This is a genomic window from Acidimicrobiales bacterium (genome assembly GCA_036378675.1).
GTDB lineage: Bacteria > Actinomycetota > Acidimicrobiia > Acidimicrobiales > Palsa-688 > DASUWA01.
Genome location: DASUWA010000049.1, coordinates 1 through 18,465 on the forward strand (window position 1 = coordinate 1; position 18,465 = coordinate 18,465).

The 18,465-nt window shown below is 63.7% G+C and carries 19 protein-coding genes; 10 read left to right on the forward strand and 9 right to left on the reverse strand.

Features of this window, described 5'->3' with window-relative positions:
- Nucleotides 1–489: 489 nt before the first annotated feature.
- From VFZ97_15690 to VFZ97_15700, 3 genes are all read left to right on the forward strand, one after another.
- Nucleotides 490–1,923: a glycine hydroxymethyltransferase gene (locus VFZ97_15690; protein ID HEX6394876.1), complete on the forward strand. Its 1,434-nt coding sequence runs from the start codon at nucleotides 490–492 to the stop codon at nucleotides 1,921–1,923.
- Between the two features lie 90 nt (nucleotides 1,924–2,013).
- Nucleotides 2,014–2,355 (forward strand): LLM class flavin-dependent oxidoreductase, encoded by a 342-nt coding sequence (locus VFZ97_15695; GenBank protein HEX6394877.1) that lies wholly within the window; start codon nucleotides 2,014–2,016, stop codon nucleotides 2,353–2,355.
- Nucleotides 2,342–2,692 carry a hypothetical protein gene (locus VFZ97_15700; protein ID HEX6394878.1) on the forward strand — a complete coding sequence of 117 codons (351 nt, stop codon included), beginning with the start codon at nucleotides 2,342–2,344 and terminating at the stop codon, nucleotides 2,690–2,692. Before VFZ97_15695 ends, VFZ97_15700 begins: the two co-directional genes overlap by 14 nt.
- Before the next feature lie 141 nt (nucleotides 2,693–2,833).
- Here VFZ97_15700 and VFZ97_15705 read toward each other — a convergent pair whose 3' ends face one another.
- A complete protein-coding gene (locus VFZ97_15705; GenBank protein ID HEX6394879.1) occupies nucleotides 2,834–3,280 on the reverse strand; it encodes a DUF5522 domain-containing protein in 447 nt (148 codons plus the stop codon).
- Between the two features lie 383 nt (nucleotides 3,281–3,663).
- On the opposite strand from VFZ97_15705, the gene VFZ97_15710 reads away from it, so the two are divergent.
- Nucleotides 3,664–3,843 carry a hypothetical protein gene (locus VFZ97_15710; GenBank protein HEX6394880.1) on the forward strand — a complete coding sequence of 60 codons (180 nt, stop codon included), beginning with the start codon at nucleotides 3,664–3,666 and terminating at the stop codon, nucleotides 3,841–3,843.
- On the opposite strand, the gene VFZ97_15715 is transcribed toward VFZ97_15710, so the two are convergent.
- The 5 genes from VFZ97_15715 to VFZ97_15735 form a co-directional block, all read right to left on the reverse strand.
- Complete coding sequence (locus VFZ97_15715) at nucleotides 3,840–4,889, reverse strand: phosphotransferase (GenBank protein ID HEX6394881.1); 1,050 nt, start codon at nucleotides 4,887–4,889, stop codon at nucleotides 3,840–3,842. The genes VFZ97_15710 and VFZ97_15715 overlap by 4 nt on opposite strands.
- 390 nt (nucleotides 4,890–5,279) lie before the next feature.
- Nucleotides 5,280–7,238: a glycoside hydrolase family 15 protein gene (locus tag VFZ97_15720; protein ID HEX6394882.1), complete on the reverse strand. Its 1,959-nt coding sequence runs from the start codon at nucleotides 7,236–7,238 to the stop codon at nucleotides 5,280–5,282.
- 350 nt (nucleotides 7,239–7,588) lie between these two features.
- Nucleotides 7,589–7,963 (reverse strand): VOC family protein, encoded by a 375-nt coding sequence (locus VFZ97_15725; protein HEX6394883.1) that lies wholly within the window; start codon nucleotides 7,961–7,963, stop codon nucleotides 7,589–7,591.
- Between the two features lie 130 nt (nucleotides 7,964–8,093).
- Nucleotides 8,094–8,546, reverse strand: a complete 453-nt coding sequence (locus VFZ97_15730) for an SRPBCC domain-containing protein (GenBank protein HEX6394884.1) — start codon at nucleotides 8,544–8,546, stop codon at nucleotides 8,094–8,096.
- Nucleotides 8,547–8,651: 105 nt separating this feature from the next.
- On the reverse strand, nucleotides 8,652–9,233 hold the full coding sequence (locus tag VFZ97_15735; protein HEX6394885.1) for a dihydrofolate reductase family protein: 582 nt from the start codon (nucleotides 9,231–9,233) through the stop codon (nucleotides 8,652–8,654).
- Nucleotides 9,234–9,386: 153 nt separating this feature from the next.
- On the opposite strand from VFZ97_15735, the gene VFZ97_15740 reads away from it, so the two are divergent.
- Nucleotides 9,387–10,397 carry a sigma-70 family RNA polymerase sigma factor gene (locus tag VFZ97_15740; protein HEX6394886.1) on the forward strand — a complete coding sequence of 337 codons (1,011 nt, stop codon included), beginning with the start codon at nucleotides 9,387–9,389 and terminating at the stop codon, nucleotides 10,395–10,397.
- A gap of 220 nt (nucleotides 10,398–10,617) precedes the next feature.
- Here the strand turns inward: VFZ97_15740 and VFZ97_15745 are convergent, their stop codons facing one another.
- Nucleotides 10,618–11,610, reverse strand: coding sequence for an AraC family transcriptional regulator (locus VFZ97_15745; protein ID HEX6394887.1), 993 nt, complete (start codon nucleotides 11,608–11,610; stop codon nucleotides 10,618–10,620).
- 147 nt (nucleotides 11,611–11,757) lie between these two features.
- Here VFZ97_15745 and VFZ97_15750 point away from each other — a divergent pair, with 147 nt between their 5' ends.
- From VFZ97_15750 to VFZ97_15760, 3 genes are all read left to right on the forward strand, one after another.
- Nucleotides 11,758–12,471 (forward strand): type 1 glutamine amidotransferase domain-containing protein, encoded by a 714-nt coding sequence (locus VFZ97_15750; protein ID HEX6394888.1) that lies wholly within the window; start codon nucleotides 11,758–11,760, stop codon nucleotides 12,469–12,471.
- A 44-nt stretch (nucleotides 12,472–12,515) separates the two neighbouring features.
- Entirely contained in the window at nucleotides 12,516–13,163 is a 648-nt protein-coding gene (locus tag VFZ97_15755) for an NAD(P)-binding domain-containing protein (protein ID HEX6394889.1), read from the forward strand.
- Between the two features lie 74 nt (nucleotides 13,164–13,237).
- Nucleotides 13,238–14,260 (forward strand): NADPH:quinone reductase, encoded by a 1,023-nt coding sequence (locus VFZ97_15760; protein ID HEX6394890.1) that lies wholly within the window; start codon nucleotides 13,238–13,240, stop codon nucleotides 14,258–14,260.
- 368 nt (nucleotides 14,261–14,628) lie between these two features.
- Here the strand turns inward: VFZ97_15760 and VFZ97_15765 are convergent, their stop codons facing one another.
- Entirely contained in the window at nucleotides 14,629–15,510 is an 882-nt protein-coding gene (locus VFZ97_15765; GenBank protein HEX6394891.1) for a LysR family transcriptional regulator, read from the reverse strand.
- Nucleotides 15,511–15,646: 136 nt separating this feature from the next.
- On the opposite strand from VFZ97_15765, the gene VFZ97_15770 reads away from it, so the two are divergent.
- Together VFZ97_15770 and VFZ97_15775 are read left to right on the forward strand one after the other, a co-directional pair.
- Entirely contained in the window at nucleotides 15,647–16,384 is a 738-nt protein-coding gene (locus tag VFZ97_15770) for an SDR family oxidoreductase (protein ID HEX6394892.1), read from the forward strand.
- 67 nt (nucleotides 16,385–16,451) lie between these two features.
- Complete coding sequence (locus tag VFZ97_15775) at nucleotides 16,452–17,345, forward strand: SDR family oxidoreductase (GenBank protein HEX6394893.1); 894 nt, start codon at nucleotides 16,452–16,454, stop codon at nucleotides 17,343–17,345.
- A gap of 129 nt (nucleotides 17,346–17,474) precedes the next feature.
- On the opposite strand, the gene VFZ97_15780 is transcribed toward VFZ97_15775, so the two are convergent.
- The gene (locus VFZ97_15780) at nucleotides 17,475–18,065 is read right to left on the reverse strand and encodes a hypothetical protein (GenBank protein ID HEX6394894.1); all 591 of its coding nucleotides are present in this window, start codon (nucleotides 18,063–18,065) and stop codon (nucleotides 17,475–17,477) included.
- Between the last annotated feature and the right edge of the window lie 400 nt (nucleotides 18,066–18,465).

An 18,465-nucleotide genomic window follows, 5' to 3' on the forward strand; every position in this document is an offset into this window, starting at 1 on the left:
CCCCAATCGAGGCGCTCATCAGCGCCATCGACCACGACACCGCCTCCCAGCCTGCCGCCCCCCGAGGGCGGGCCCGCCACCCACAGCCCACTCCTGCCTGCAGCAATCGCAACAAAGATGACGCGAACACCCATGAACGTGGTCGCGCTGCTGGCCCTGAGCCGCAAGCCACGTCTCGTAATGCGGGAGCTTCGAGGTTGCGTAAGCGTCCCTGACCCCGGTGTAGATAGAACACGTTCGAAGTGCCATTCTGCGTCCCTGCGGACAAGTTGCCCGAGGAAATATCGAGCGCGCATTTCTGCGTCGGCCCAGTGTGGCGCGTTCGGGACACTGCGGACGCGAGGGAACTTCGCGAGGTAACCTTGCATTTGGGTCGCGACTGGCGCGTTCGGGCGGAGCACCACCGGGGAGCGATCCCTGCCGAGCCTGTTGGGCCGACAGTCGAGCCGGGCGCCTGGGCGAAACGATCTTCTTGCCCAGGAGGTATCCATGCCAGAGTCGGGATCCACTGTCGCCTATCGCTCGGCCCTCGAGATCATCGCATCGAGCGAGCCTCGGGTGTCCGCGGCGATTGCCGATGAACTGGGCGCTCAGCGGCGACAACTCAAGCTGATCGCGTCGGAGAACTATGCGTCGCCGGCTGTCGTGCTTGCGATGGGTAACTGGCTGTCGGACAAGTACGCCGAGGGCGTACCGGGCCGGCGAATGTACGCCGGTTGCGAGGTCGTGGACCGGGTGGAGACGCTGGCCGCCGAGCACGCCAGGAAACTGTTCGGGGCTGACTTCGCGTATGTACAGCCGCACTCGGGTATCGACGCCAACCTGGTCGCCTACTGGGCCATCTTGGCCCGGCACGTCGAGCAGCCCTTTCTCGATCAGGCCGGCGTCGCCCATGTCAATGATCTGAGCGCGCAGGACTGGAGAAGTTTGCGCAGACAGCTCGGAGATCAGCGCATGCTCGGGATGTCGTTGGACTCGGGCGGCCATCTCACTCACGGGTTCCGGCCAAACATCTCCGGCAAAATGTTCGACCAATCCAGCTACGGGGTCGATCCTGTCACTGGGCTGTTGGACTACGACGGCATCGCCCGTATCGCTAAAGAGCGCCGACCGCTCATCCTGGTTGCCGGCTACTCGGCATACCCGCGGCGGATCGACTTCGCTCGGCTCGCCCAGATCGCCGCCGACGTCGACGCCGTCTTCATGGTCGACATGGCGCACTTCGCGGGCCTCGTGGCCGGCAAGGTGTTCACCGGAGACTTCGACCCGGTACACCACGCAGAGGTCGTGACAACGACCACACACAAGTCCCTTCGCGGGCCCAGAGGCGGCCTCGTGCTCTGCCGGTCCGACTACGCAGAGTATGTCGAGAGAGGGTGCCCGATGGTGCTCGGCGGACCATTGGGGCACGTCATGGCCGCCAAGGCGGTAGCCCTCGCAGAAGCCCGCCGACCAGAGTTCGGCGCTTACGCCCACAAGATCGTCGACAACGCCCGTGCACTAGCCGAAGCATTGGTCCGGCGCGGAGCTCGACTCCTGACCGGCGGGACCGACAACCACCTCGTGGTCATCGATGTAGCCGGCTCTTACGGGTTGACCGGCCGCCAGGCAGAATCCGCGCTGCTCGACGCCGGCGTGGTAACCAACCGCAACTCCATCCCTGCGGACCCAAACGGAGCCTGGTACACCTCTGGTATCCGCCTCGGCACGCCGGCTCTCACGACCCTCGGGCTCGGGAGCAACGAAATGGACGAGATCGCCGACATCATCACCACAACCCTGTCCGCCACGACCCCAGGATCAATCCCGACCGGGACCTCCAAGGCGCACTACTCCCTCACTGACACCGTCGCGGAACTCGGACGACGACGTTCGGCCGATCTTCTCAGTTGCTTTCCCCTCTACCCCGAAATCGAGATCTAGGACACAAAAGAGGGGCGACGATCACTCTGCTTACGAGGATCCCTAGTCAACGCGCCGGTAACCGCAGGACGACTGCCACGAACCACCGGGGTGACCGAACGTCTGAGGCTGCGGCTTTTGGTGACCGGTGTCACCTACCGTCATCCTGGGTTGCTGGCCAAGTGCGTGACCACCCTCGATGTTCTATCTGGGGGCCGGGCCGAGCTGGGGATCGGAGCCGCCTGGTATGAGCGCGAACATCGAGGCCTGGGAGTCCCGTTCCCCCCTACAGCGGAACGATTCGAGCGGTTGGAGGAAGCGATCCAGATTTGTTTGCAGATGTGGGGCGACGACGACGGCATCTACGAAGGACGGCATTACCGGCTGGCGGAGACATTGTGCCGACCGGAGCCGATAAGCACCCCCGCGCCCGCGTATCTTGATCGGTGGTAGCGGGGAGCGGAAGACGCTCCGCCTGGTCGCCAAATATGCCGACATCTGCAACATCATCGGGGGCCCCCAGGAGATAGCCCACAAAGTCGGGGTCCTGCGGCCCCATTGCGACGATATCGGCCGGGACCCTAATGAGATCGAAGTCACTGCCATGTACCGCGACATTCCTTCCGGCGCGAGCGTGGCGGAGGTGCTACGCGGGGCGCAGGAACTGGCAAGCGTCGGCGTCTCAACTCTCTTCACTGGGGCCATGACCGGCGACCCGGCCGGATGGTTAGAGTCCACCTTCGGCCCCGCCATGGCGGAGCTGGCAGGAATCAAGCCCAGCCCGCTCTGACCGAGACCCGGGTTTCACCCTCAGCGACCGCCAACGCGAAATGCCCGAGCTGCCCTTGCTTGAGATCAGCGGAGACGGGAATATGGCTCGGCCGTTCTGCGCACCTGAGCGTCGCTGGTGAGCGTGCGCGGCTCTGATTCGTTACCGGTCGCCGAACGGGCAGTGCCGGCAACCCTGTTCGCAACAGGCGCCCCGATCCCACAAGGCGCGAGCTGTCTGCACGAACAGACCGGAGGTTGGATCGAGATAACCAGCGTCGCCGTCGAGCAGGGCGCGGTGATGGGCGTCCATCACGGCTAGGTACTCATCGCCTCGTTTCGGGTCCAAGCGGTCCGGACGTGGGACCAAGCGAACCGGGGGCAACGGAGCGGTACTGTCGGGCCGGTCCAAGGTCCGCAGCACCAACCACCACGAAGCCAACCCGTGCGGGCAGTAATCGGCGGGGGCGACCAGGCACTCGTCTGGGCAGCGGCAGACGCCATTGGAAACCCAATCCGCCAGGGTGTCGACATCTGGTGGGGCCCAGCCGCTGTTGCGTTCGAACCACTCGTGGGTGCGAAAAATCGCTTCCGTTGCGTTGGCCGCCACGGACACGCAGGATACGCACGGCGAAGGCAGCACGCGGCGCCGGTGCGGGGGGTGAGGATGAGGGTTCCGTCGTGGGCGCGGGTGATGCTATTGACGATGGCCAGACTGAGGCCGACGCCTGCGTAGTCGCTGCGTATGCGTTCGGTGCCGCGTTGGAACGGCTCGACCGGCGTGGAAACCAGCTGGGGGGGTGAGCGTCTCCCCGGTATTTTCCACTGTCAGCACCACCGACTCGGAACTGACTCCCGTCGTTATCGGCACGGTGCGTTGTTTGGGCAGATTGTGGACGATGGCGTTGTGAACGAGATTCGTGGTGAGCTGTAGCAGGAGGGTCTCTGAGCCGGCGGTGGGGGCGCTCTCAGCGGCGGTTTGATGGTCACGCCATGTTGTTCTGCGAAGGACAGGAGCGTTTCGGTGGCCTCTTCGGCGATGAGGAACAGGTCGAGGCGTTCCGGTGTGAAGGACTTCTGGTTGGCGCGGCTGGAGACATCCTTCACGCTCGGCGGTCCGTCGATCTGACCAACCAGCGGTTCGGAGCGCTCACCGGTGGGGTGATTACCTAGCTCAGAGTCATCTTCATCGCGTCCACCACGTCGAGGTCCTCGAGCGCGAGCTCCGCTCTTCGCCGCAGGTCACCTCCAAGCACTTGCGCCTCAGGGCCGGCATAGCCGGGCATGAACACCAGGAAGGTTGCTAGCACGGTGTAGCCGGTCTGAACCCGGTGCGCGAACCATGCGTCGTCAAAGTTGATATTCGGTCCCCCTGCGGCACGGAGGGTCCCCAGGTAGAGCCGGAGCAGGTCTCTTTCATTCCGTCGGCGCTCCTCCGGGTCGACTGTCATCGTCAGGAAGTAGCTGACGTCGCGAAGCGGTGTGCCAACGCGCGATAGACCCCAGTCGTGGAATCCCACCTCGCCTGCGTCAAGGAAGACGTTACCTATGTGGGGGTCCCCGTGGATGTAGGTCTGCGGCCCGGCCTCCCATACCCTGTCGAAGTGCTGCCAGTGATCGGCGTACATATTCCCGGCGGCGATGTACGCGGAAGTCAGCATGTCGCTCTGCTCGTCAAGAACCATTCGTAGCAACTCGACGACCATGTCCCCCCAACCCTGGCGGGGCACGGCCAACCAGGGCGCCACCATGTCACGGACGGCGGGATTCCCGAACCGGGCGTGGAAGGTCGCCAGACCCTCGAGCGCCCCGGCGGCCGCGTCGGCTTCAACGCCCCAGCCACCGTCGGAGAACTGGCAGCCACCAGCGGCCAGGTCCTCGAGGACTAGAACATAGTCCCCGTTGTCGGCCGTGACTGCGACATGAGCCCGGGGAACCCGCAGCTCTGTCGACGGAGCCACGTCCGTATAGAACTGAACCTCCCGCTCGCCCATGCTGTTCGCGCCGATCATCTGTCGGTGGCCTGGGTCCAGCGGAGGCAGTTTTACAAAGACCGACGGGGGCCCTGCCCCGGGAACGAGGAAGGAGAGCCTCAGACGGAGCCGGTGGTTGGTGGCAGACGCCTCGTCGAGCACCTCGACACCCGTAACCTCGCAACCCAGTGCCTCCGAGAACCACTCTGGGTAAAGATCCGAGGACGACGCCGGAACGGAGAGCACGTGGAAACCTAACAAACGAGTGCGTGGGGTGGCGAAGAGGTTGCGACCTGACGGTCCGCCAGCGTGTGACCACGCCTAGGTAGTGGTTGAACAAATACCCCGAATCTATGGGCTCGACTGCTACCGATCCCCGAGCAGTGGGACACGCCCGAGGTGCCGTTCGGTGCTCCGCTTGTTGTCGCCGCGGTCGGGTTCTTGATCGCACATTCTGCTTCTGTGTCGGTGCTTCGCCTAACGCGCACTCGCACCGCGCACCTGTTGTGCTTGGAACCCGCCGGTGGTGGGCGCCATTGTGGTGGCGCGTCGGGTTGGATGGCGGCGGTGCACGTCCTTGTTGACCAGGGGACGAGGTGCTGCGCTGAGCGAGGAGATGGCCGGGGCCACGCTTGTTCAGGGATCCGCCGACGTCGCTCGCGGCGACGGTCGTTGAATGCCTGGCGACGCGTTACGTTCGAGCAGTCGGTTGAGTGCGAGTTCGGCGAAGTCGTGACTCTCACTGTCGTCTGGCAGGTGCCCGCGCCGGGCCGCTGAGAGGTAGGCGCACGAGGTGACCAGCGCCATGTGGGTGAACGCCTGCGGAAAGTTCCCGAGGTGCGCGCGTGTGTCCGGGTCGACCTCCTCGGCGTAGAGGCCCACGTCGTTGGAGAGGCTCACCAGATTCTCGAGCAACGACTCCGCCTCGTCCAGCTTGCCCGTGTGAGCGAGCACGTCAACAAGCCAGAAGCTGCACAGGAGGAACGCCCCCTCGTGGCCCTGGATTCCGTCCCCGGGTCCGCTTTCGGTGCGATACCGGTGGATCAGCCCGTGGGGGCCGGCCAACTGGTTGCGGACGGCGTCGACCGTGGCGACAACCGCAGGGTGGCTGGCCGGCACGAACCCGAGGGCAGGTATGAGCAGGCAGGCGGCGTCGGCGTCAGCGCCTCCCGCCGCCTGGGGGAACCATCCGTCGGCGGCGGCGTCGAGGAGGTAGCGGCCAACGGCGTCGCGCTCGGCCGGCCAGTGAGGGCTGGGCGCGTAGCCGAGCATCTCGGCCAGTTGCACGGCCCGGTGGAGGGCCAGCCAGCAGTTGGCTTTCGAGTGCAGGAAGTGGCGCGGGGTGTCGCGCATCTCCCAGATGCCCTGGTCGGGCTGGCGCCAGCGGTCACAGCAAATGTCAGCCAACCCGGACAGATACCTCCAGTTGTCCGCCGTGATGGGTTGGCCGGCCTTGGCGAACAAGAACGCGGCTTCGAGCATCTGGCCGAAGCTGTCGAGCTGCAGCTGCTTCACGGCACCGTTGCCGATGCGGACCGGGCGGCTGTTCCGGTAGCCCGCTAGGTGGTCCAACTCGATCTCGGGCAGCATGCGCTCGCCTTCTACCCCATACATGATTTGGAGGTCCTGGGGGCGCCCGGCCCCGGTCCGCTCGATCCACTGCTTGAATGCGCTCGCCTCGGCGAACAGGCCGAGGATGAACAAACTCGTCAGTGTCAGCGTCGCGTCGCGAATCCACGTGAACCGGTAGTCCCAGTTGCGATCCCCGCCAATCTCCTCGGGAAGGCTGGTAGTGGCCGCTGCCAGCACGGCGCCTGTGGGCGCGTACGTCAACGCCTTGAGAATCAGAGCGGACCGGACGACTTCCTCGCGATGGTCGCCGTCGTAGCGGATGCTGGCCGCCCACGAGGTCCAGAAGGAAACCGTCTCGTCGAGCAACCGTTCCCAGCCGACCGGATCGGGTTCTGGAAGATCCTCGGGCGCCAGATGAGCCGGTGCCCAGGTCGCCTCGATCCAGGCGGTCTGTCCCGCCTCCATCTCCCAATCGGCCGCCAGCACATCACCCCTCCGAAGCGTCGAGGCGTCGCGACGCTCAAGCGGGTGGGTGGCGCGGACCCGTAGTGAAGATCCGCCGCCCACGAAGTCCGCAACGAGCGGGCTGAGAGTTCGCAACCGGGGCACGACGAGGCCATATTCGAACCGCGGGGTCACCCGCACCTGCGCAAGAACCGTGCCCGATCGGCACACCAGCCGACGTAGGACACTGCGCCGGGCCCGCACCCGCGTTGTGTGACCAGGATCGAACATTCCGACCGGCATGCAATCGGTGACCTCGAGCACGCCGGACGGTCCGGCCCAGCTCGTCTGCAACACGTTCGTGTGCGGGACATAGACGCGCGACGCTGAGCCCCCGGCGACACGAACAGCGAAGTTCCCGCCGTGCTGGTCGTCGAGCAGATGGCAGAACACAGCCGGCGAGTCGGGTCTCGGGAAGCAGAGCCAGTCGATGCTGCCGTCCCGGCCGACCAACGCGCTGGTGTGGCAGTCGCCGATCAACGCGTAGTCCGCGATGGCGTTAGGAGGCCGGCCTGGCACAGGTCACTTTCTAGCGCCCCCGTTGGCACCCTGTCCGAGCCCAGCCGATCCCCCTCATGGCGCCAGCGACATCCGAGATGAGCGAGTCAGCGAGAGTGGAGAGGGACGCACGCCTTGGAGTTGTTGGAGCTGAAACAATCGAGGACCGACCTCGTGGACCGGGGACGAGGACTTTGGATCGTCGCCTGAACACTCCCGAAGTGCCGTTCGGGGCTCCTCGGGAGGCTGGGCCTGGGTTATGGCTCGCGCGTTCTGCAGCTCTCGCTGGTCGGCGCCTCGGGGACAGTGCTCCCGCGCGAGTCGGTGAGTTACATATGGCACACAGAGCAGCGGTAACGCGGCCAGACTGGCTAGGCCGTCACTTCCTGCACGGTGCGACGGAGAAGGCAGAACTCGTTGCCCTCGGGGTCGGCGAAGACTACCCAGGTCACATCTGAGCTTTGACCAACGTCGACGCGCCGGGCGCCGAGGCCCTTGAGCCGGTCAAGCTCCGCATCGAAGCTGGTTCCGTCAGCCCGCAGATCGAGGTGCAGTCGGTTCTTGGTCTGCTTGACCTCCGGCACGGGGAGTATGTCAAGCGTGGGCAGATCTCTGCCCGGCGAAGCCAGGCTGATGCCCTCGTCACCGTCTTCGACCATGTCCCATCCAAGTACAGCGGCCCAGAAGTCGGCGACACGACGAGGTTCGACGGCGTCAATGCACACACAGGAAATGCGAGCAGGCATGTCCATATTCCTTCCACTGCTATTGGACCGCACCCGCCGGGGCTCATTCCGGCGGGAGATCTTCCCCGATGTCGTTTCGGATCGGAAGGTAGATGGAGGTCCGCTTTCGAACGAGTCTAAACGGGCGCGGTCAGGGTCGAGGCGTGTTGGCGATGGTCTCGGCTCTTGACTTGATGGCTTGGTTCGCGATTTCGAATGCTTCTTGGGTTTGACGCAGCGTTTTCGTGAGGAAGGGGACAAGCAGACCGCTGAATCGCTCGGACTGTCGGAGCCTCGTCCCGTCCGTCGCCGCGGGCGAAAGCTCGAAGCGGTGGTGCACATCGAATAGGTGTGGGACTAAGACTCGCCCGTCCCAGGCCAGGACGCGGCCAGGTTCGGCGGCGACGATCGTGGGCGTGAACCGCATCGGCTTTCGTCCTGGCAGCTTGCTGGTGTGCTGCAGTCGGGTCCCCACTACAGGCTCGCCGTACATTTCGATCTCTATTGGATTCCAATCCGGATAGGCCGGAAAGTCGGTTAGAACGGCCCAGACCGTAACGGTCGGCGCCTGGATGTCGATTACTGACACGAGTGTTTTGGACATACACAACCTCCAGCTTTCTGGTCTCGAGGGAACGTTGATCGGTGCCTAGCGCGACGTGGGCGTTGGAACCCCGGGGGATCGTTCCCCGTGGCCGCTGTGTTTGGGTTACGCGTTCCGCACGAACTGATAAGTGAGGTAGACGAGGTTGTCGCCGACGGTCTTGGAATCGACGAGGCGGACGGGCTTTTTGATGCCGGTCTCATCAAAGAACCGTTCGCCCGCCCCGAGGACGACAGGGAAGATGACCACTCGCAGCTCATCGACCAGACCGTGCTCGATGAGGGTACGTCCGAGCTGGTAGCCCGAGACGATGATTTCACCGTCCAGCTCCTGCTTCAGCTTGGACACCTCAGTGACGACATCGCCGGTTAGGACCATCGAGTTGTTCCAGTCGGGGTCTTCAAGAGTGGAGGACACGACATACTTGGGCATGCTGTTCAACTTGTCGGCAAGCTCGCCACTGCGCGATTGCCACCGCCCCCCGAAAAACTCGTAACTCCGCCGACCAAGCAGCCAGGCCTTGGCGCCCAGCCACTCGTCGAGCGCCACCTTGTTCCACGCTTCGAGGTCCGGTCCCCCGAACTCGACGAACCAGCCGCCGAGCCCGAAGCCCTCCGCGCCGTCAGGGTCCTGGACGACTCCATCGAGCGTGACGTTCTGCGGACCGCCCATCACGATCTTTCCCATTTTCGGATCTCCTTTCGCTGGCTTTGTCACCAGCCAAGAATGCAGACGCCGAGACTTCGCGAAATTGCGCGGCAATCGGCCGCCCAATTCGGGCCTGTCTCGGCGTCTATACAAGGAGCAGCGCAGACACGACCAGGAAAGGGTGTAGGGAGAGTGGAAACAGCGGACCTGATGCCACGGGCCCGGGCCGGAGACAGCAACGCGTTCGGTCAACTCACCGAGCCGTACCGGCGGGAGCTACATGTGCACTGCTATCGGATGCTCGGATCCTTCCAAGACGCCGAAGACGCCCTCCAAGACACCCTGCTCGCCGCCTGGCAAGGCCTCGGCGGGTTCGAGGAACTGGCCTCGCTCCGCACGTGGCTCTACCGGATCGCCACCAACAAATGCCTCGACGCGCGCCGGTCAGCCAGTCGGCGGCCGGCCAAGGAGTGGGACGTGCCCCATGTCGAACCGCCCGAGTCGACTCGGTTGAACGAAGTCCCATGGCTCGAGCCCTATCCCGACGCTCTGCTCGAAGGTGTGATCGATCTGCCGCTCAGCCCCGAGGCCCGCTACGAACAAAGCGAATCCATCTCCTTGGCGTTCGTGACCGCCCTACAAATCCTCCCGCCTCGCCAAGTCGCCGTCCTGGTCCTGCGCGACGTCCTCGGATACCACGCCGACGAGGTCGCTGACATGCTGAACTCAAGCACCGGTTCGGTCACCAGCGCCCTCAGAAGGGCCCGTGCCACCCTAGAACACAACCTAGCGACAGCCGACGACCGACAACCAGGTCCAGCCTCCCATGACCCGGCCGACGACGCACTGGCAGAGAAGTTCAAACTCGCGTGGGAGTCCGCCGACATGGACGCGCTGATTGATCTCCTCACCGAGGACGCTTTCATCTCGATGCCGCCGATGCCCTTCGAATACGAAGGACGGGCCGTCGTGGCCCGCTTCTGCGCGGGCCTGTTCGACTCGGGTCGACGATTCGACCTAGTCCCGACACGAGCCAACGGTCAGCCCGCGTTCGGGGCCTACCTGCGTGGCCCCAACGGCATCAGCCACGGTGTGGGCCTCTACGTTCTCACCCTCACCGGCGACCGGATCGGCGCTCTCACCCGCTTCGAGAACACCGCCCTCCCGTACTTCGGGCTACCGCGATCGCTCCCGAACCGATAAACACCTTTCGGGCAGTCGAGATCGTGGCTCAGTTCGACCGATAGGAACCTTGCAGATCCATGCTCGCTTAGCCCTTCCTTGCGTCGCGGAAGTCCGTACGGGGGGTTTGAGGCCTGGCAGTTGCTGCGGTTTCGCTGGCCTGAAATGACGTGGTGACGTAGGTGAAGGTGCTCACTTCATTCGGTGGGCGCGCCGGGTCGTTGGCTTCTTTCCTGAACGTCTACGACGCGGGCTTCGGTTCGCTTTGGCGTCGCCACTTGGAGGGTGGCATGCCGTATCGCTTGCTGAAGGCGCGACTGAAGGCGGCTTCGGATTCGTAACCGATGTTCGCGGCGACGGCACCAACCGGGGCGGTGGTGTCGAGGAGAACGTCGGCGGCGTTGGCGAGACGAACTTGAGTGATGTAGGTCGCCGGTGGCTGTCCGACCCGTCGGGTGAATCGATCCGCGAACGCAGAGCGGGACAGGTTCGATTTGTCTGCCAAGCGTTCGATGGTCCAGGGGTGACCGGGGTTGGAGTGGATCGCGGTGACGGCGGCTCCAACCACGGGGTCCATTGCCCCGGTCAACCAGCCGGGCGTCGCTTTAGGCCCGGTAGCCCAGGCGCGTAACACCTGGATAAACAGCAAGTCGAGGATCCGAGCGATCATCTCTCGGGAGCCCTGGGAAGGTTCGAGCTTCTCCTTCATCAGCATCTGAGCGCTGACGTCCAGCCAGAGTAGGGACTGGTCGCCGGCACCTCGCAGTTCGACGATCGGGGGCAGACCGTGGAGGAGTCCGCCACGCGAATCGTCATATGAGAACGTCCCTGCAATCCACCGCGTCCCCTCTCCGTGGGTGCCGACGTCGACCCGGCTGTCGCCTACCGACAGGGGGCTCGGATCGATTCGTCGACCTTGACGGATCGTGTGCCGTCGGCCGGCGGGCAACATGACCACGTCGCCTCGTTGGTAGCGGCGTGGCTCCGACTCATCGTCGACCTCTAGTTCGAATTCTCCGTCTCCGACCATGTGGATGGTCCCGCCTGGGTGGTCGAACAAGACGGCGAACGGAGACGCCGGGGTGACGCAGTAGAGCTCCTCACCTCGAAGCCTTACCGCTCTGAGGAGCACCGAAAGGACGTCGGGGGCCTGCTCCGCCTCGCCATCGACCGGTTCGGGTGGGCCGATCCACCAGTCCGGACGATCTGCAAAGTTTTTCGGCGATTTAGTCATAGATTCCGCCCAATCGTAGCTCTTACGCTCTCGCAGGCGACCCCCCGCCGGTCCGAAACCGGCCGGTTGCGCCTCGTCCGTCGTGGAACTGAAACCCGTGGCATCACTGAGTTACGGCGCAGAGAAGGAAAGCGAAGGAGCCCCAAAATGGCCAAGGTGCTAATGGTCCTCACCGGAGCGAAGGTCTGGACAATGAAGAACGGATTTCCCCATCCCACTGGGTTCTGGGCCGAGGAGTTCATTCGCCCGCACCGCGCGTTCACTGCCGCAGGGCTCGACGTCTCCATCGCGACCCCCCTCGGGGTTACGCCGACGCCCGACCCGCTCAGCCTCTCCCCGCAGTACTACTCCGAAGAGGAGATATCCGACCAGCAAGCGTATCTCGACAAGCTGGCCGAGGTGTTCGGGTCGCCGCTCAAACTGGAGGACGTCCGCGCCGCGGACTGGGACGTCGTGTTCCAAGTAGGCGGACACGGCCCGATGCAAGACCTCGCGGTACATCCAACCGTCGGCAACCTCTACGCCGACGTCCTTGCCGACAAGAACAAGATCCTCGCCGCGGTATGCCACGGCCCGGCCGCGTTTCTCTCCGCGCACCTCCCCGACGGCACCTGGCTCATGAAGGGGCGACGACTGACCGCGTTCAGCAACGAAGAGGAGAACCAGGCCACCTTCGCCGGCAACGCGCCGTGGTTGCTCGAGGATCGACTCCGACTCGCCGGCGCGCTCTACGAAGCCGCCCCACCTTGGACACCACACGCCGTCGTCGACGAAAACCTCATCACCGGACAGCAACAGAAGTCGGCGGCTGCAGCTGCTGATGAGGTGCTGAAGAAGCTCGGTCTGCCGACGACCGCCTAACCACCAGGACTGATCACAGGCAATGAGTGAAAGGAGACGTATCTGTGAGCACAGCGGTCATCGGAGTAGGCAACATCGGTCGCACCATCGCGGGGCATCTGGTGGCCGGAGGCGAACGCGTAATTCTCGCCGCGCAACAGCCGCCCGAGGCGTTGGCCAAAGAACTGGGACAACTGGCGTCGACCGCACCAGTGCCCGAGGCGGTCAAAACCGCAGACGTCGCCATCTTCGCCGTGTGGTTCGATGTGATGAAGAGCCTCATAGCGCAGAACCAAGGCGTCCTAGCTGGCAAGGTGGTCGTCGACCCCTCAAACCCCGTGACGGCAGACGAAAAAGGCGAGTTTCATCGAACGCTGCCCGAGGGTGTGTCCTCGGGCTCGGTGATCGCCGAGCTGCTCCCCGCCGAGGCGCATTTTGTGAAAGCGTTCGGAACGCTGTCCGCCGATTCGCTGAAAGCAGCGGCGAACCGTACGCCGAGACGAGCAGTCCTCTTTTACGCCACCGACGATCCCCAAGCCCAGACGGCCATCGAACGGCTGATCTCGGCCTCGGGATTCGACCCGATGAAAGCGGGGGGCGTCGGGGCCGCCATCCGGATCGAGATGTACGGCGACCTGCACCAGTACGGCGGGCTCAACGGCAAGCTCGTCGACGTCGACGAGGCCCGCACTGCCATCGCCGGGCGCGGCTAGCGCCACGTTGACGATGTGCGGACCGAAGTGCCTCAGCCACACCCCGTTTGACAGCCGATCGCCGGAGGTGAGACTTGCGCGCCGCTTGGTATGAGCATCAAGGCGACCCCTACCACAGCCTCGTTGTGGGGGAGATGGCCGACCCCGCTCCCGGTTTGGGCGAGGTCCGCATCGCCATTACGGTCTCCGGACTCAGCCCCGGCGATGTGAAGAAACGCTCCGGCTGGCAAGGCTCGACAATGCCTTACCCTCGTGTAATCCCACACAGCGATGGGGCCGGCACCATCGACGCAGTCGGCCCCGGAGTCGACCACGATCGAATCGGTGAGCACGTATGGTGTTACGGGGCTCAGTCATACCGACCATTCGGCACCGCGGCCGAATACGTCGTAGTGCCTACTGACCTCGCCGTCCCGCTGCGGGTATCAACCGGCCCGGCGCTCAGTTCCGCCGACCTCGACGCGCAAGCCTCCTGTCTTGGGATCGCTGGCATCACCGCCCACCGGGCCGTGTTTGCTGACGGGTCCGTCGAGGGTCTCACCGTCCTCATCCACGGAGCAGCTGGGGGCGTCGGTTCCATAGCGACTCAACTCGCAAGGCGCGCGGGTGCCCAAGTCGTGGCCGTCGTGGTCGACGACCGTCAAATCAGCCAAGCCATCCAGCTCGGTGCCCACCACGCTTTCCGCAACGAAGACCCGGACCTCGCCCGCCGAATAGCCGAAGTCGCTCCCGAAGGTGTGCACCGCATAGCCGAGGTCGACCTCGCCAACCACGTCGACCTCGACGCCGCCGTTCTTGCTGTAGGCGGAGTCATCTGCTCCTACTCGACATCAGTCGATCACCCGACCATTCCTTACTGGGCGCTCGGTTTCAAAGACTCCACCCTGCGCCTTCTCGGAAGCGACGACTTCCCGGCCATTGTCAAAGACGACGCAGCCCGCACCCTCACCGATGCCTTACTCGACGGCAGCCTCCGCTCCTACATCGCAGCCCGATACCCCCTCGACCAGATAGCCGACGCTCACGCCGCAGTCGAAGCGGGCGCCGGCGGCCGAGTGGTGATCGAGGTCACGGCAGCCACCCCCAACGGGACCTGACAAAGTCGGAGAGATCAACCATCGGCAACGGGACTCTCGAAAATTGGATCTGCTCCTCGTCGGGAAGCCGGAGAATGTTGCCTACCTGTCAAAATGCGCCCGTGTCTTAGGCAAGGCTGTGCGCTAGCTAGACCCCCTGCGTTGGGCTCCTCGATCAGCTCCTCCAATGACACATTCAGGTACGGTACCGGTCGACTCCCACGCCCAGAGTTCGCGCCCCGCGTCGTTTCTCATCCGGCTCGACTCGCGCCCAGTGGCCCCACTCCAAGATCACGCTCCGACCCCTGACGAGGAGATCTTGGGAGAGATCCACACATATGACTAGGACTGCCCAAATATTGACGGGTTTGGGGTTATTCGATCCCTGCTCATCTCCGACCGCCTACCGCGCGTTTTGCCGCGTCCACAAAGGTCGGGACGTACGGGGGCGTTTTCTCGGAACTGGTGGCAAGGACGACTTCGCCGTCAGGGACGTCGGCGACGGACACAAAGACTACATCGCGGGGAACGACGCCCTCGACGATCGGCTTGGGAAGGAACGCCACGCCCTTTCCGGTGCGGGCGTAGGCCAGGATCTCTTCCATGTCGTGAACTTCGGTCCCACCGGGTGGATGTGAACCGTCGGGTCGCGGGTCGATGGTCCAAAAGGCGTTCCACGCTGGATCGGCGTCGGCGTAAACGAGTACCGGTTCGTGGGCTAGGTCAGCAATCCTGACGGAGGCCTCGCCTGCGAGTGGGTGGGTTGCCGGCAACGTTACGCAGATGGGCTCGTTGTAAAGCGATTGCACAATCAGCCCATCTTGAGCGAGCGGACGGCGCACGAGGCCGACATCGACTCGGCCGTCGCGAACGGCGTCGGCGTGGTTCCACCAACGCAGTCGCTGGAGTTGGATGTCGACTTCGGGTTCGACCCGGCTGAACTCGTTCAAGATTTGTGACAAGTCCATTCCGAGCATGAAACCGAGAGTTAGGCTGGGCCCGTCAGGGTTGCCTCGCCTCGCTCGTTGAATGGCTGCTTTGCTGGCGGCGAGCAGTTCCGCGCCATCTTCTGCCAGCTTCTTGCCTGCCGTGGTCAATGCAACGTGGCGGCTGCTCCGGTCGAGCAGCTTGACTCCAAGTTCGTCTTCGAGCTGGCGAACTTGCCGGGAGAGCGCTGGCTGGGTCATGTGAAGCACAGCCGCTGCCCGACCGAAATGCAGGCGTTCGGCGACCTCAACGAAATACCGGACTCGTCGCAGATCCAGGTCCATTTCGACCGAGCCCTCCCTGGCTGACCAGCCTCGATGCCCAATCCTTATCGCAGGCTACTGAAAAGGCTTTGGACTTACACCCTGATTGGTGCCACTACTTAGATCAGATAGGACATCCTCACAAAGGGAGCGAGCCATGAGTCCGTCAGGCAGAAGAGTGGCGGTCGTCACTGGCGGTTCAGGCGGCATCGGATCGGAGGTGTGTCGCCGCTTGGGTTCGGACGGTTTCGCCGTCGTCGTCGGGTTCGCCGGACGTCGGGAAGAGGCCGACACGACCGCCAAAGCGGTGAACGAAGCGGGTGGCGAAGGGATCGCGATTCAAGTTGACGTTGCCGAGGAGTCACAGGTCGTCTCGCTCTTCGATCAGGCTGAGGCAGATCTTGGCGGCGTGGACGTCGTCGTCCACCTGGCAGGAATCATGCCGCTCGCGACGCTGGCCGATCTAGATCTCAGGAGTTTCGACCAGATCATCCGGATCAACTTGCGAGGCACCTTCGTCGTCAATCAGCAGGCGGCAAAGAGACTCCGCGCTGGAGGGGCAATAATCAATTTCACCTCGTCGGTAGTGAAACTCGCTTTCCCGGGATTCTCCGCGTACGCAGCGTCCAAAGGCGGAGTGGAGGCGCTCACCATGATCCTCGCGCGCGAACTTCGCGGACGCGACATCACCGTCAACGCTATCGGTCCCGGTCCAACGGCGACACCACTCATGCTCAATGCCGAGAGCGACGACCGCAAAGAAGAGCTCACACACATGTCGCCCTTGGAACGACTGGGTCACCCCACCGATATTTCTGAGGTCGTGGCCTTCCTGGCTGGACCAGCTCGGTGGGTGAACGGACAAGTCCTCTACGTGAACGGCGGCATCATCTAACCCGACCAGTAGACGACCGTAACGATAGGCACATAAGCCCGGAGGCATTCCAGAAAGTGAGTCATCCATGCCGAACAAGACCATCGTCGTGACTGGCGCCTCGAGTGGCTTCGGAGCCATGACCGTCCGAGCGCTCGCTGATGCCGGCCACGTCGTATATGCGGGGATCCGTGATCTCGACGGTCGAAACAAGTCCGCGGCAGAGGACGCCTCCGCCTATGCCCGAACCCACTCGGTCGACCTGCGCACGGTCGAGCTAGACGTCTCGGACCAAGAATCAGTAGACACCGCGGTCGCGACCATCATCACCGAGGTCGGACGCCTCGACGTCATCGTACATAACGCCGGTCACATGGTTCTCGGGCCGACTGAGGCATTCACACCCGAGCAGATCATGAGCGTCTACGACACGAACGTCATATCCACCCAGCGCCTAAATCGGGCAGCGCTCCCACATTTGCGGGCACAGCGAGACGGGCTAGTTGTGTGGGTGGGCTCTACGAGCACACGCGGTGGAACTCCGCCCTACCTCGGCCCGTATTTCGCCGCGAAAGCCGCCGAGGACTCTCTTGCGGTCAGCTATGCATCAGAGCTCGCGCGATTCGGTGTCGAGACTTCAATAATCGTCCCAGGCTCATTCACATCCGGTACAAATCATTTCGCCCACGCCGGACACGCCGAGGACCTCGAAGTGGCCGCTTCTTACGAAACCCTCTACGGCGGACTTCTCGATCAAGTCGCAAAGAAACTCGCCGATCTCGCTCCCCCCGACGCGGATCCAGCTGACGTAGCGCGGGCGATCGTCCGGGTAGTTGACACTGCCAAGGGCCAGCGGCCTTTCCGAGTGCACATCGACCCAGCCGATGACGGTGCCGAAACGGTCAACCGTGTTGCTGATCTGGTGCGTCGCGAGTTCTATCGACGAATAGCCCTGGAGGACCTTCTCAGCCCCAGCAACTGAACGACACCGGACCGTGCCGTAGGTGCCGTTCGGCACACATCTCCGGTTCCGGTGAGTTGGATTATGGCGCTCGCGTTCGGGGGCGGCGCGTCCTTGAGATGCATCCAAGCGTGACCGGTCTGACTCCGGTCAGAAGCCGGCGCGTCTGGCCGACCGTGCGTGACGCCGCTGACGCCGTTCGTACCGCTTGCGGGGAGCGACGAAGAGACCTGAAAGAGCGTCAGCTGCGGCAAGTCGCACGATGTGATCGGGGTCGTTCGACGCGGCTCGCAAAATGGCTTCCCAGGCGCGAATGTCGCGACCCGCGAGATGAAGCAACGTCGGGATCGCCTTGGTTCGAAGCTCGGCGCTCCGATCACCCTCGAGAACCCCGGCGACTGCACTGACGACCTCCGGGACGCAGAGTTCCTCCTTTCTGCAGGTCTCGCACGCAACCGAGTGCAGTGCGGCGTTGCGGACAAAGTCGACCGGGTCTCTCAGGGCTTCGACGAACACTTCAGTCGACGATTCGTTGGCGTAATGGTCCAGGAAGAACAGGCAGGCACGGCGAACGAAAGGGTCGGGATAGTCAAGGGCAACGGTCTGCAGCTCACAGATCGGAGCCTTCTTGGCCAGCGTTGACTTTTGCTTCGCTGTGGCAGAGAAGAAGTGCTCCAGATAGGACCCAGCGACGCGCCAGGCAGCATCTAGGGCTTCGACGTCGGGGGCTCTTGCAGTCACATCTACCGACGGTAACGCCCAGGGCGATTGTCCACGAGCGGATTATCCCTCTTTCTCTATCAGGTCGGTGCTGCCCTACTTGGGCGGGAGAGAGGTGATGCGATGAAGCAGCGGGTCGCCGCTGTTTGCGGGATGGTTCGGCTGGGGCGCTGAGCCGCCGCCGATGTCGGGAGGGTCGGATGGCTGTTGGGGCTGTGAAGAGGGTTGGGGCCTTCTCTCGCCGGGAGGGACCGGGTGTTGGCACACTCGGGCCTTCCACAGCAACACCCTCACGACGAAAGAAGGTTCCCGTGAATAAAGAGTATGTGGGTATCGACCTGCACCGCCGCCGGTCGGTGATCGTGCGAAAGAACGCCGAGGGCGAACTCGTTTCCAAGACCCAGATCGTCAACGACCCGTT

Excerpts from the sequence above, each read along its gene's own strand:
- VFZ97_15690 (HEX6394876.1), top strand. The coding sequence starts at position 490 with ATGCCAGAGTCGGGATCCACTGTCGCCTATCGCTCGGCCCTCGAGATC.
- VFZ97_15710 (HEX6394880.1), top strand. The coding sequence starts at position 3,664 with ATGTTGTTCTGCGAAGGACAGGAGCGTTTCGGTGGCCTCTTCGGCGAT.
- VFZ97_15725 (HEX6394883.1), bottom strand. The coding sequence starts at position 7,963 with ATGCCTGCTCGCATTTCCTGTGTGTGCATTGACGCCGTCGAACCTCGT.
- VFZ97_15730 (HEX6394884.1), bottom strand. The coding sequence starts at position 8,546 with ATGTCCAAAACACTCGTGTCAGTAATCGACATCCAGGCGCCGACCGTT.
- VFZ97_15735 (HEX6394885.1), bottom strand. The coding sequence starts at position 9,233 with ATGGGAAAGATCGTGATGGGCGGTCCGCAGAACGTCACGCTCGATGGA.
- VFZ97_15745 (HEX6394887.1), bottom strand. The coding sequence starts at position 11,610 with ATGACTAAATCGCCGAAAAACTTTGCAGATCGTCCGGACTGGTGGATC.
- VFZ97_15750 (HEX6394888.1), top strand. The coding sequence starts at position 11,758 with ATGGCCAAGGTGCTAATGGTCCTCACCGGAGCGAAGGTCTGGACAATG.
- VFZ97_15765 (HEX6394891.1), bottom strand. The coding sequence starts at position 15,510 with ATGGACCTGGATCTGCGACGAGTCCGGTATTTCGTTGAGGTCGCCGAA.
- VFZ97_15770 (HEX6394892.1), top strand. The coding sequence starts at position 15,647 with ATGAGTCCGTCAGGCAGAAGAGTGGCGGTCGTCACTGGCGGTTCAGGC.
- VFZ97_15775 (HEX6394893.1), top strand. The coding sequence starts at position 16,452 with ATGCCGAACAAGACCATCGTCGTGACTGGCGCCTCGAGTGGCTTCGGA.